General features: G+C 71.7%; 11 protein-coding genes. 7 read left to right on the top strand and 4 right to left on the bottom strand.

Annotated elements, in window-relative coordinates:
• The 3 genes from HWD93_RS14210 to HWD93_RS14220 form a co-directional block, all read right to left on the bottom strand.
• A partial coding sequence (locus HWD93_RS14210; RefSeq protein ID WP_261647169.1) for a glycosyltransferase occupies positions 1-1751 on the bottom strand: 1751 nt, incomplete at its 3' end.
• Between the two features lie 125 nt (positions 1752-1876).
• Positions 1877-2740 carry a glucose-1-phosphate thymidylyltransferase RfbA gene (gene rfbA / locus HWD93_RS14215; protein ID WP_071295765.1) on the bottom strand — a complete coding sequence of 288 codons (864 nt, stop codon included), beginning with the start codon at positions 2738-2740 and terminating at the stop codon, positions 1877-1879.
• A gap of 19 nt (positions 2741-2759) precedes the next feature.
• Positions 2760-3368, bottom strand: a complete 609-nt coding sequence (locus HWD93_RS14220; RefSeq protein ID WP_070418475.1) for a dTDP-4-dehydrorhamnose 3,5-epimerase family protein — start codon at positions 3366-3368, stop codon at positions 2760-2762.
• 85 nt (positions 3369-3453) lie between these two features.
• Here HWD93_RS14220 and HWD93_RS14225 point away from each other — a divergent pair, with 85 nt between their 5' ends.
• Genes HWD93_RS14225 through HWD93_RS14250 form a run of 6 tightly spaced genes read left to right on the top strand, consistent with a single transcriptional unit; the run spans position 3454 to position 10941 of the window.
• Complete coding sequence (locus HWD93_RS14225; protein WP_070418474.1) at positions 3454-4395, top strand: glycosyltransferase family 2 protein; 942 nt, start codon at positions 3454-3456, stop codon at positions 4393-4395.
• A complete protein-coding gene (locus tag HWD93_RS14230; RefSeq protein ID WP_261647170.1) occupies positions 4385-5968 on the top strand; it encodes a glycosyltransferase family 39 protein in 1584 nt (527 codons plus the stop codon). The genes HWD93_RS14225 and HWD93_RS14230 overlap by 11 nt, the downstream gene beginning before the upstream one ends.
• Positions 5965-6951 (top strand): dTDP-glucose 4,6-dehydratase, encoded by a 987-nt coding sequence (gene rfbB, locus HWD93_RS14235; protein WP_070418472.1) that lies wholly within the window; start codon positions 5965-5967, stop codon positions 6949-6951. Before HWD93_RS14230 ends, rfbB begins: the two co-directional genes overlap by 4 nt.
• A 14-nt stretch (positions 6952-6965) precedes the next feature.
• Positions 6966-7817, top strand: a complete 852-nt coding sequence (gene rfbD, locus HWD93_RS14240; RefSeq protein WP_071303781.1) for a dTDP-4-dehydrorhamnose reductase — start codon at positions 6966-6968, stop codon at positions 7815-7817.
• Positions 7814-8752, top strand: a complete 939-nt coding sequence (locus HWD93_RS14245) for an NAD-dependent epimerase/dehydratase family protein (protein ID WP_261647171.1) — start codon at positions 7814-7816, stop codon at positions 8750-8752. Before rfbD ends, HWD93_RS14245 begins: the two co-directional genes overlap by 4 nt.
• A gap of 59 nt (positions 8753-8811) precedes the next feature.
• Positions 8812-10941 (top strand): acyltransferase family protein, encoded by a 2130-nt coding sequence (locus tag HWD93_RS14250; protein WP_261647172.1) that lies wholly within the window; start codon positions 8812-8814, stop codon positions 10939-10941.
• Positions 10942-11006: 65 nt separating this feature from the next.
• Here the strand turns inward: HWD93_RS14250 and HWD93_RS14255 are convergent, their stop codons facing one another.
• Positions 11007-12185, bottom strand: a complete 1179-nt coding sequence (locus HWD93_RS14255) for a glycosyltransferase family 4 protein (RefSeq protein ID WP_261647173.1) — start codon at positions 12183-12185, stop codon at positions 11007-11009.
• Between the two features lie 29 nt (positions 12186-12214).
• Here HWD93_RS14255 and HWD93_RS14260 point away from each other — a divergent pair, with 29 nt between their 5' ends.
• Positions 12215-13270: a YbhN family protein gene (locus tag HWD93_RS14260; protein ID WP_261647174.1), complete on the top strand. Its 1056-nt coding sequence runs from the start codon at positions 12215-12217 to the stop codon at positions 13268-13270.
• The last annotated feature ends 28 nt before the right edge of the window (positions 13271-13298 follow it).

Here is a 13298-nt window from a genome sequence, read left to right on the forward strand (position 1 = left end):
CAGCGCCGCAGGCGCGCGCGCTCGGCGCGCGCAGCGTCGAGCAGCACGCGGGCACGGGCATCGAAGGAGTGCTCGGCGGCGATACGCGCGGCCACCTCGGCACGCGAGGCCTCGGCGGGCCACGGGTACGCCGGGTCGAGCAGCGCCGCGAGGTCCTCCCGCGACCCCGCCACCGCCAGCGTCGGCACGTCGAGCACCTCGCCGAGCCCGACGACGGGGTCGGTCACCACGACTCCCCCGGCGGCCAGGACGTCGAACACCCGGTTCGACACGAACCCGCCGGCGGCCATGTCCGGCCAGTGGTCGTTCAGCACGACACGGGCGGACGCGTAGGCGCGCGCGACCTCGGCGCGGGACAACGACGGCGATCCGAGGGACGACTCCGGCACGACGTCCTCCCACCCGGGCCCGTGCACGCGCAGGTCGGCACCGAGTGCGACCGCGTCCGCGACGACCGGGCGAGCGGCGCCGCGGGTGGAGCCGACGAAGACGACGCGGCCGGCATCGGGCCCCGATGACACGCCCGGGCGGAACACCGCCGGATCGGTCGCCTGCAGCAGCGTCCCGACCGGCACGCCCGACCGCGCACTCGCCGCGGCGGCCCACACCGGCCCCGCCGCGAACGCCCGGTCGAACGACCGCAGTTCGGTGTCAGCGACGTCATCGGGGTGGCTGATCACCCAGAGCAGGTTCACGGACGCCGGGTTCGGCGGCACCCGGTCGAGCCCCCGCACGACGAGCGTGACGTCGTCTGCGCCGTCGTCGTCCCGCACGTGGGCGTCCCGGCGGTCGACGCGGACCCGCTGCCCGAGGCCCTCGAGCGCGGCGGCGAGCTCGGCCGCGAAGTGCACGTCGCCCCAGCCGTCGCCCTCGGGTCCGGCGGGCGCGGCGATCTTCAGCGACCACGCGAGCTGCTCGGTGGCCGGCACCGTCGAGGCCACGGGCGTCACCGGCCGAGCGCCCCACGGCGGCACCGGTGGCCCGGCCACGACCGAGCCGCTCCCGTCGACGGCGCGGTCGCGCCACGCCGAGACGGCGTCGACGGTCGCCGCGTCGACGGTGCGCCCCGCCTCGGCCGAGCGCTCGAGCGCCCAGACGACCGCGACGTCACGATCGGTGCGGTCCGCGACCGCGCGACTCCAGGCCGACAGCGTGGTGCGTTCGTCCGGGAGGCACGGTGCCGGTACCAGCGCACGTCCCGGCATCGCCAGTGCGGGTTGGTCCGCGGCGAAGACGGTCGCAGCGGCTGCGGTGTCGCGTGCGGCGAGGATCGTCGACCGGAGTCCGTCGGCGCCGGGCACGACCGACGCGGAGTCGTCGCTCCAGGGCAGCGCCCCGGGCCGGAGGAGCCGGGCCCCGTGGCGTGCGGAACCGTCGGCGAGCCAGACCCGGGCCTGCGCCACACCGTGCGCACCGGCCTCGGCGAGCACCTGGAGGTCCTGGTCGGTGACGCCCACCGTCGAGTCCACCACGACGAGCACGCCCCGCACCCCACCGGCGACCCCGGCGTTCACGGCCGATCCGATGCCGTCGACGGCGTCCGGCCGCACCCACGGCACACCCCGGGGCGACGGCAGGACCGGGGAGGCGTCCGCGACGTAGGCCACGGCACGGACGTCCGCCTCGGGACCGAAGGCGGTCCGGGCAGCGGAGACCATCGCGGGCAACCGGTCGTGCCGGTCGGACCGGCTGACGAGGAGCACGGTGACGCCGGTCTGTCTGACCTGCGCCGGGCCGTCGAACCCGGCCACCCGCTCGGGCGGCGCCGCCGTCGCGGACGGGTGTCGCGCCTCCTGGACCGCATCGGGGCCGGAGGGCGTCGCGTCGCGACGGCGGCGTCGACCGAACCAACCAGAGCCGGGCGCCACGGGGGTGACTAGGCGGAGAGGAGCCGCTGGAGGTAGACGCCGTAGCCGCCCTTGACGAGCGGGGCGGCGAGGTCGGCGAGCTGTGCGTCGTCGATCCAGCCGTTGCGCCAGGCGATCTCCTCGATGCAGCCGATCTTGAAGCCCTGACGGTCCTCGATCACCTTGACGTACTCGGACGCCTGCATCATCGACTCGAACGTGCCGGTGTCGAGCCAGGCCGTGCCGCGGTCGAGGACCTGCACGCCGAGCTCGCCGGCGTCGAGGTAGCGCTCGTTCACGGTCGAGATCTCGAGCTCCCCGCGGGCGCTCGGCTCGATCGTCTTCGCGATCTCGATGACCTTGTTGTCGTAGAAGTACAGGCCGGGGACGGCGTAGTTCGACTTCGGCTCGGTCGGCTTCTCCTCGATGGAGACCGCGGTGAAGCTGTCGTCGAACTCGACGACGCCGTACGCCTTCGGGTCGGCCACGTGGTACGCGAAGATGGTCGCGCCCTCGACCTCGGTGTTCTTGCGGAGGTTCGTGCCGAGGCCCGTGCCGTGGAAGATGTTGTCGCCGAGGACCAGCGCGACGCTGTCGTCGCCGATGAAGTCCTCGCCGATGACGAAGGCCTGCGCGAGGCCGTCCGGGCTCGGCTGCACGGCGTACTGGATGTCCATGCCGAGGGCCGAGCCGTCGCCGAGGAGCGCGCGGAACTGGTCGTTGTACTCCGGCGTCGTGATGACCAGCACCTCGCGGATGCCGGCCATCATCAGCGTCGACAGCGGGTAGTAGACCATCGGCTTGTCGTAGATCGGCATGAGCTGCTTGCTGATGCCCTTGGTGATCGGCCAGAGACGGGTGCCGGAACCCCCGGCGAGGATGATGCCCTTCACGGGTGCGTCCTTTGCTTCGTTACTTCGTCGTACGGAGGGACTCGGTGTAGGCCAAGCACTCCTCGTAGGTGGGGAGCAGCCCTGCGGCGGCAGCCTGCTCGAGGGTCGGTGCGCTGGTGTCCTTCTCGGAGAGGACCGGCTCGCCGAGCCCGTCCGGCAGCGTGAGTCCCACGGTCGGGTCGAGGATCGTGATCCCCTTCTCGCGCTCGGGGTTGTAGTGCGCGCTGACCAGGTAGTTCACCGTCGACTGGTCCTCGAGCGCGACGATCGCGTGCCCGAGCCCCTCGGACAGGTACACAGCCTTGCGGTCGACGTCGTCGATGCGGACAGAGTCCCACTGCCCGAACGTCGGGGAGCCCACGCGGATGTCGACGATGTAGTCGATGAACGCCCCGCGGACGGCGGTGACGTACTTCGCCTGGCTCGGCGCGACGAGGGCGTAGTGGATGCCCCGTGCGACGCCGGCCGCCGAGATCGACATGTTCACCTGCCGCAGGTCGAGCGGGTGGCCGACCGTCTCCTCGAGGACGTCGGCCCGGTACGCCTCGAGGAATGCTCCTCGTGCGTCGCCGTGCTGGACGGGCGTGAACTCCCACGCGCCGGGGATCTTCAGTTCGCGGATCTGCACCGGGGAAGCCTAGCAAGGCGCGAGTTCGCATAGGCTGTCATGGTTCTGCGCACTGCCGACTCCCGAAACGAGACCAAGCGAGCCCGTGAAGCTATTCGTCCAGATCCCCTGCCTCAACGAGGAGAACACCCTCGCCAGCGTCATCGACTCGATCCCGAAGCAGATCGACGGCATCGACGAGATCGAGATCCTGGTCATCAACGACGGCAGCACCGACCGCACGGTCGAGGTCGCCAAGGAGCACGGTGTCCGGCACTTCGTGCACCACACCACGAACATGGGCCTCGCCCGGTCGTTCCGGGACGGCGTCGACTACGCGCTGCTCCACGGCGCCGACATCGTCGTGAACACCGACGGTGACAACCAGTACCCGCAGGCGCACATCGCCGAGCTGGTCCAGCCGATCCTCCGCAAGGAAGCCGAGATCGTGATCGGCGACCGGCAGACCCGGACGATCGAGCACTTCTCCGGGTTCAAGAAGCTCATGCAGCGCTTCGGCTCGTGGGTCGCGTCGCGTGCGGCGGGCCTCGACCTGCCGGACGCCGCGAGCGGGTTCCGCGCGTACTCGAAGTACTCGCTCATCCGCCTGAACATCGTGACGCGCTTCAGCTACTGCATGGAGACGATCGTGCAGGCCGGGTACAAGCGCCTGGCGATCGCGTCGATCCCGATCACGACGAACCCGAAGACGCGCGAGTCCCGCCTGTTCAAGAACATCTGGCAGCACATGTTCCAGTCCGGGTCGGCGATCGCCCGCGTGTACCTGATGTACCGCCCGATGGCGCTCTTCCTCTGGGTCGCGGCGATCCTCGGCGCGCTCGGGGCGTGGCCGCTCGTCCGGTACCTGGTGCTCCTCGCGATGCACACCGGCGGCAACCACCTGCAGTCGATCATCCTCGGGGTGGTCCTGCTCATCACCGCGGTGCTCAGCATCGTGATCGGCGTCGTCGCCGACCTCACGCGGCTCAACCGCACGCTGGCCGAGGAACAGCTCGACCTGCAGAAACTCCAGCGCTATGGCGACTGAGGTCACCGCCGCACAGCCGGTGACCCGGGGGGAACGACGCGCCGTCATCGCACTGACGGCTGCGTTCGCGCTGCTGCTCACGCTGTGGGCCTTCCTGACGCCGATGTTCGCGGCCCCGGACGAGGCAGCGCACTTCGACGCCGCCGAACAGCTCGCGCTCGGCAAGGGGTGGCCGGCGCCGGGCGACATGGACCTGCTGAAGACGACGTACGTCGAGCAGGGGCAGTCCACGAACGTCGCTGCGGCGGACCGTGAGACCGTCGCACAGCTCACGGCGGAGAACCCGGGCAACCACGACTTCGTCAACCAGATGTCGCAGCACCCGCCGACGTACTACGGCGTGGGTGCGGTCGTGCTCAAGGCGATCGGGTTCTTCCACCTGCGCTGGGACATCGGCGTCATGGCCCTGCGCCTGATGGACGTCGTGATGCTGCTCCCGCTGCCGTTCCTGACGTGGGCGACCGTCCGGCGGGTCACCCGCTCCCCGCGCACCGCGATCGTGGGCGTCCTCGCCCTGTTCGCCGTGCCGCAGCTGGCGCAGATCGGCTCGTCCGTCACGAACGACGCGCCCGTCATCGTGCTCGGTGCCGTGATCTCGTGGCTCGCCGCCCGGGCCCTCACCGGCGACCACCGGTGGCGCATCGCCGTGTGGCTCGGGGTGGCCGTCGCCGCGGTGTGCTCGGTGAAGGGCACCGGGCTGCCGACGGTGCCGTTCGTCGCGATCGCCCTGCTCGTCGCCGGCCACGGGACCCTGTCGTGGGGCGCCCGCATCGGCCGGACCGCCGTCGCCGGCGCGATCGTCGCCGCGGCCGGCTCGTGGTGGTGGATCCGCAACCTGGTCCTCTTCGGCACGCTCCAGCCCGACGGCGTGAGCGCCGTCCGCCAGGACAAGCCGTGGGGCCGCGAGACGAGCGCCAACTTCGGCGAGTTCATGAACGTCGAGTGGGACCGCCTCACCTCGTCGTTCTGGGGGCAGTTCGGTGCGCTCCGCTACCCGATGACGCAGATCCTCACGGACTCCCTGACCGTCATCGCCCTCGCCGTGATCGTCGGATGGGCGTTCCGTCGCACGGCGCAGCGCAGCACGGCGATCGTGCTGCTCGTCCTGCCGGCGCTGACGCTCGTGATCCAGCTGCAGAACAACTTCTCCTCCTACGACGACACGCAGCTCATCGCCGGCGCACAGGGCCGCTACCTGTTCATCGGGCTCGTCCCGCTCATCGCCGTCAGCGCGATCGCGTGGCGGAACCTCGTGACGAGCGCACCGGAACGCGGCCGCGTCGGTTCCTTCGCGCTCTGGGGCTTCCCCGTGATCGGGCTCTACGGCCTGACGGTCGCCTACCGCGGCTTCTACGAGAACACCCACCTGCAGGTCACGGTCGCCGGTCTCGGTCGACTCGTGAACCTGACGCCCGCCGGCCGGTACGGCCTCGTCGTGGTGCTGCTCCTCGCCGCCGTCGCGGTGGTCTGGGCGCTCGTCGAGGCCCGCCGGAACCTGCTGCTCCGGGACGCCCCGCTACACTCGTCCATCGATCCAACGTCACCGACTCCGAAAAGGAACCTGACCTCGTGAAGATCCTCGTCACCGGCGGAGCCGGCTTCATCGGCTCGAACTTCGTCCGTCGCACCCTGCAGGACGCGTACCCCGGACTCGAGGGCGCCGAGGTCGTCGTCTACGACGCCCTGACCTACTCGGGCAACCTCGAGAACCTCGCCCCCGTCGCGGACTCGCCGCGCTACACCTTCGTGCAGGGCGACATCCGCGACGCGGCGAAGCTCGACGAGGTCATCCCCGGCATCGACGCCATCGTGCACTTCGCCGCCGAGTCCCACGTCGACCGCTCGGTCCGCGACTCCGGCATCTTCGTCGAGACGAACGTCGTCGGCACCCAGCGTCTGCTCGACGCCGCGCTCCGGCACGGCACCGAGCGCTTCGTGCACGTCTCCACCGACGAGGTCTACGGCTCCATCAGCGAGGGCTCGTGGGACGAGGAGCGTCCGCTCGAGCCGAACTCGCCGTACTCGGCGTCGAAGGCCGGCAGCGACCTGCTCGCCCGCAGCTACCACCGCACGCACGGGCTGAACCTCTCGATCACGCGCTGCTCGAACAACTACGGGCCGTACCACTTCCCCGAGAAGGTCATCCCGCTGTTCGTCACGAACCTCATCGACGACAAGCACGTCCCGCTCTACGGCGAGGGCAACAACATCCGCGACTGGCTGCACGTCGACGACCACACCCGTGGCATCGCGCTGGTGCTCACCAAGGGCCGCGCGGGCGAGATCTACAACATCGGCGGCGGCACCGAGCTCACCAACAAGGAGCTCACCCAGCTGCTGCTCGACGCGACCGGCAAGGACTGGTCGTACGTCGACCGCGTCGCCGACCGCCTCGGCCACGACCTCCGCTACTCGGTCGACATCTCGAAGATCCAGGCGGAGCTCGGCTACGAGCCGCAGGTGCCGTTCGAGCAGGGTCTCGCCGACGTCGTCCAGTGGTACCGCGACAACCGCGCGTGGTGGGAGCCCCTCAAGGAGCGCGCGGCGCTCGCCTGAGCCCGGACGCCACGATGACCCGCACCCTGATCACCGGCGCCGCCGGCATGCTCGGTCGCGACCTGCAGCTCGCGCTGCAGGGTCGTGACGTCACCGCGCTCGGTCGCGCCGACCTCGACATCACGGACCCCGACGCGGTCGACGCCGCCGTCGCCGGCCACGACGTCGTGATCAACTCGGCCGCGTACACCAAGGTCGACGACGCCGAGACGCACGAGTCCGACGCCGCAGCGGTCAACGCGACGGGCCCGAGGCTCCTCGCCGAGGCGGCCGTCCGGCACGGCGCGAAGCTGGTGACGATCTCGACGGACTACGTCTTCGACGGCAACGGCACCGCGCCCTACGCCGAGGACGCCCCGACGGACCCGCTGAACGCCTACGGCCGGACCAAGGCCGAGGGCGAGGCCCACGTCCGCCGGATCGCTCCGGACTCGTCGTACATCGTGCGGACCGCGTGGATCTACGGCGCGCACGGGCCGAACTTCGCGGCGACGATGCTCCGGCTCGCGCAGACGCACGACACGGTGTCCGTCGTGACCGACCAGGTCGGGCAGCCGACGTGGACCGGTGACCTCGCGGCGCGCATCGTCGAGCTCGTCGACGCGGACGCCCCGGCTGGCACCTACCACGGCACGAACTCGGGCCAGGGGTCCTGGTACGACTTCACCAAGGCGATCTTCGCCGAGAACGGGCTCGACCCGGACCGCGTCCTCCCGACCGACAGCGCCGCCTTCGTGCGTCCCGCGCCGCGTCCGGCGTACAGCGTGCTCGGGCACGACGGCTGGTCCCGCGCGGGCCTGGCGCCGATGCGCGACTGGCGCGAGGCGCTGCACGCGGCGACGGCCGCCGGGGTCTTCGCAGCGTGACGGCCTCGTCGACCCCGGCGACGCTCGTCGTCGGCTCCGGAGGCTTCCTCGGGCGCGCAGTCCGTCGTGCGGCGGCCGAGGCGGCACTCGGGACCGACGTCCGCGCGGCCTCGGTCCCATGGGACGACCAGGACGCCGCGGTCGAGGCGCTCGTGACGGCGATCCGGGGCGTCCGCACGCCGGACTCCCCCTGGCGCGTCGTCTGGTGCGCCGGGACGGGCATCGTCGCGACCGGTGCGGAGGTGTTCGAGGCCGAGCAGCAGCTCATCGGGCGGGTGCTCGAGACCCTCGCGGGCGACGAGGCCGCTCCGGGCACGCTCTTCTTCGCGTCCTCGGCAGGTGCCGTCTACGCGGGTTCCTCGCCGGCCCCCTTCGACGAGGACTCCGAGCCGGCTCCGCTCGCGCCGTACGGCCGGTCGAAGCTCGCGTCGGAAGCGCGGTTCCGCACCTGGGCCGAGTCGACCGGTGCGCGGCTGCTCGTCGGACGGTTCTCGAACCTGTACGGGCCGGGGGCGAACCTCGGCAAGGCGCAGGGGCTCGTGTCCCAGCTGGCGCTCGCGCACCTCGAAGGCCGGCCGTCGTCGATCTACGTCCCGACGGAGACCACGCGGGACTACCTCTACATCGACGACGCGGCGGCGATGGTGCTGGACGCGCTGGACACGACCGAACGGTCGACCACCGCCGGCACCGCCGTCACCAAGATCTTCGCCTCCGGCCGCAGTGCCACCATCACCGAGGTCGTCGCCGCGGTCGAGGACGCCTTCGGGGAACCCCTCGACGTCCGGCACGGTGCCGACCCCTCGGCGACCTACCAGGGCCTCGACCTCCGGTTCGCCTCCCGGGTGCTGCCGACCGTGGACGCCCGCGACTTCACCGACTTCGGCCAGGGCGTCCGCAACACCGTCGACGCCCTGCGTGCCGCCCGGATCTGAACGTCCCCGAAGCCGCGTCCGTTTCCGAGGATCGCACGACAACTCGTAGGATTCCGTCAGTGAGCACTGCAACCGAGGACCCCCGCGGACCCGCACACCGCGCCCGGGACACCACCCGCTGGGACATCCAGGGGCTCCGGGCGTTCGCAGTCCTCGCCGTCGTCGTCTACCACCTGTGGCCGAACCGGCTGCACGGCGGGTTCGTCGGCGTCGACGTCTTCTTCGTCATCTCGGGCTACCTCATCACCGGCCACCTGCTGCGCGAGCAGCTCTCCACCCGCCGGATCCGACTCGGGCAGTTCTGGTCCCGGCGGGCGAAGCGGCTGCTGCCCGGCGCGTTCCTGACGATCCTCGCGACGGGCGCCGCTGTGCTCCTCGTCGTCCCGAGCGCCCTCTGGTCGCAGTACGGCCGCGAGCTGATCGCATCGACGGTCTACGCGCAGAACTGGGAGCTGGCGGCCAGTTCGGTCGACTACCTCGACGCCGACAACCAGGCCTCGCCGTTCCAGCACTTCTGGTCGCTCTCGGTCGAGGAGCAGTTCTACATCGCGCTGCCCCTCCTGCTGCTCCTGCTCACGCTCGTCGTGCGGAAGCGGGTCTCCCCCGTCACCACGGCTCGGATCCTGCTCGGCACGGTCGTCGTGGTCTCGCTCGTCTGGTGCATCGTGCAGACGAACACGAACCCCGGCGTCGCCTACTTCTCGACGGCCACCCGCGCGTGGGAGTTCGCGCTCGGCGGGCTCGCCGCGACCGTCGCGCTCCCCGCACCGCGCACGGTCGTGGCCCGGTCCGTCCGCTCGGGTGCCGCGATCGCCGGGGCGCTCGCGCTCCTCGCCTCGCTCGTCGTGATCACCCCGACGACGCCGTTCCCCGGCATCGCCGCCGCGCTCCCGGTCGTCGGCGCGACCCTGATGGTGACGTTCGGTGCCGGCACGCTGTTCGAGCTCCTCGGCGCGGTCCGCCCGATCGCGTTCGTCGGGCGCATCTCGTACTCGCTGTACCTGTGGCACTGGCCCCTCGTCGTCATCGTGCCGATCTGGCTCGACCACCCGCTCGGCTGGAAGAGCAAGCTCGCGGTCCTGGTGGTCTCGCTCGTCCTCGCGGCGGTCACGACGGTGTGGTTCGAGGAGCCGCTCCGGTTCTCCGGCTGGGTGCGCACCCTGCGCCCGCGTCGCGTCGCCGTCCTCGGCGTGGTCTGCACCGTGGTCGTCGCGGCACTCGGCGTCTCGACGCTGACCGCCGTGCACGTCCAGGAGGTCCAGGCCGCGACCTTCACGAAGCGCCTGCAGGACGGCGAGGTCTCGTGCTTCGGGGCTGCGGCGCAGATCAGCGCAGCGAAGCCGTGCGTGGACCCGAAACTCGCCGACGTCCGTGTCCCGGCGCCGTCCGCCGCCAAGGAGGACGACCCGAACCCGTCACCCGACGAGCCGGACCCGAACATCAAGAAGTGCTGGAGCGGCCGCTTCGAGACCTGCGTGCTCGGCAAGACCACCGGCTACTCGAAGCACCTGCTCGTCATCGGCGACTCGCACAGCAACACCCTGCTCGGCGTCTACCGCGACCTGGCCGCGAAGAACGGCTGGCGGATCGACCTCGCCGGCATCGGCGGGTGCTACCTGACCACCGCGCACCAGCAGTCCCTGAGCCCCGCATCGGGTCGCGGCTGCGACCGCTGGAAGCAGCAGGCCATCGCGTTCGTCGAGCAGCACCGGGACGCCGACGCCCTGATCGTCGCGCACTCGACGACCCAGATGCCGGTGGACGCCCCCGAGGGCCAGCAGCGCGACGACGCCACCCGCGCCGGTCTCCTCGACGCGTGGCAGCAGGCAGCGGGCGACGACCTCCCCGTGATCGCGGTCCGCGACAACCCGGTCCCCCGACGCGACGTCGTCGCGTGCGTGAGCCGGATGACCGGCCCGACCGACTCGTCCTGCGACAACCCGCGGTCCGTGGCCCTCGCCCAGACCGACTCGTCGGCCGAGGCGATGGCGGCGTTCACCGCCGCCGGAGGCACGGGCAGCGTGCTCGACCTGACGAAGTACTACTGCACGGACACCACCTGTCCGGCCGTGATCGGCGGTGTGCTCGTCTACCGCGACACGAGCCACATCACGGGTACCTGGGCGAAGTCGCTCGAGCCGTACATCGACCAGCAGCTCAAGCAGAAGCTCGCGTCGTTCTCTCGGTGACCTGATGCGGTCCAGGAGGCGCGGTGCGGGCCCGCACCGCGCTTCCTGATCCGCAGGGACGCGCGTCAGCGGCCCGCGGCCGCCAGCAGTTCGCGGTACCGGTCGCCGACGGCGTCCACGGTGTGCGCGGCCGCGGTCTCGGCCGCGGCACGGCCGAGCCGCTCGGCGAGCTCGGGGTCGGCGAGCAGGCGGTCCACGGCAGCCGCGAGCGCCGCGGCGTCGCCGGGCTCGACGAGCAGGCCGTTCACGCCGTCCTCGATGACGTCGACGATGCCGGGCACGGCCGACGCGACGATCGCGCACCCGGCGGACATCGCCTCGAGCAGGGCGACGGGCAGGCCGTCGCGGTCGCCGTTGGCGGCGGGGACGGACGGGTAGAGCGCGATGCGGGCCTTGGCGTACTCGGACGCGAGGTCCTCCTTGCCACGGGCGCCGAGGAACGTGACGGCGGACCCGGCCCGGGCCTCGAGCTGCGCGCGGAGCGGACCGTCGCCGACGACGGCGACCTCGGCCGGCTGCTCGGCCATCCGGTCGAGGGCGTCGAGCAGGACGATCGCGCCCTTCTTCTCGACGAGCCGGCCGACGAAGAGCACCCGGCCGGGGACGCGGGTCTCCCGCGCCACCGCGCGGGTGATCGGCTCGAGGTCGACGCCCATCGGCACGACGTGCACCTGGTCGTCGCGGGCGCCGAGCTTGCCGAGTTCGCGCGCCATGTCCGTGCTCATGCAGGTGACCGACGCGGCGCTGCGGATCACGGAGCGCTTGACCCGCTGGAGGACCGGGTTGCGCAGGGCGTACAGGTCGCCGCCCAGCGTGGTCACCACGCGGGGCAGGTCACCGAGCACGAGCTGGCCGACGGCACCCTGCGGGATGATCCAGTGCAGCAGGGCGACGTCGGGCTGCGAGCGCCGGCGTTCCCGGCGGAGCGCGGCGGCCATCGAGCCGAAGAAGAACGGGACCTGGAGCCAGCGGGACTTCTTCGCCTTGAGGTTGTCGACGATCGCGCCGTCCGCCAGGTCGCGCCACCGGGCCGGGAAGTACCCGTACCGACGGACCTCGACGTCACCGATCCGCTGGTGCGAGCGGGCGCCCTTCGTCATCGGGGCGACGACGACGACGCGGTACTCGTCCGAGAGGGCGGTCGCGAGGTCGAGGACGAAGCCGGGCGTGCCGTCGCCGGCCTCGGCCGGGAAGGTCGACGCGGCGACGAGGAGGGTCGGACGGGGATCCGGATCGGGTCGCATCCAGCGCGCTCCCTTAGAGTTGTCGGTCGATGGACGCACAACAGCCTACGGGGTCGGCCGCAGGGTCACCGGACCCGCTCGACACCTCCTCCGACGTCGCCACGGGCGCGGTGCCGACGACCGGTCGGCGCGCTCGCGTGCTGACCGTCGTGAAGTGGGTCGCTGCGGTCATCGCCGTCGCCTTCCTCGTCTGGAGCATCGCGAAGCAGTGGGACAAGATCGTCCACGACTTCGCACGGCTTGACGCTGCCACGGTCGGCATCGGCATCGTCTTCACCATCGTCGCCCTCGTCGCGAACATGCTGTCCTGGCGCGCGATGATGGCCGCCAGCGGGTACCGGGTGCGCCTGGCCGCGGCGTCCTCGATCTTCTTCGTCGGGCAGCTCGGCAAGTACATCCCCGGCGGTGTGTGGTCGATCGCCGCCCAGGCCGAGCTCGGGCGTGCGCACGGCCTGCAGCGCACCGGCAGCGCGGTCGCGGCGCTGGCCTCGATGCTCGTCAGCATGGTCACCGCCGCGATCGTCGGGATCGTCGCCGTCCTGCTCGCCTCGTCGACCGGGTTCGCGACCTTCTGGTGGCTCATCCCGGTGATCGTCGTCGGCCTGGTGTGCCTCACCCCGCCCGTGCTCGGTCGACTCATCGCGATCGCCTTCCGGGTGCTCCGCCGCCCGCCGCAGGACACCACCCTGACCTGGTCCGGCACGGTCATGTCGCTCGTCTGGTCACTCGTCATGTGGATCGCGTACGGCGTGCAGGCCACGGTCGTGCTCCGGGTCTTCGGCGCCGACTCCCCGACCCTGTTCCCGGTGGCCGTGGGTGCGTACGCCGTCGCCTGGCTCGTCGGCTTCATCGTGGTCATCGCCCCCGCCGGCATCGGCCCCCGCGAGGGCATCCTCGTGCTCCTGCTCGGCAGCGTCGCCGGGGGTTCCGCACCGCTCGCGCTCGCCGTCATCAGCCGGGTGTTCATGACGATCGGCGACGTCGTGCTCGCCGGCGTCGGGGCCGCCCTCGCCGCCCGGCACCGCCGCGTGACCGCCGCCGCCACGCCCCGATCCGGCGCCCCGGTCCCTCCCCGCGCGGACTGATATGGTCGGCTTCCGGCCGCGCAGTGCG

The sequence above is a fragment of the Curtobacterium sp. C2H10 genome (genome assembly GCF_025407985.1).
Classification (GTDB): domain Bacteria; phylum Actinomycetota; class Actinomycetes; order Actinomycetales; family Microbacteriaceae; genus Curtobacterium.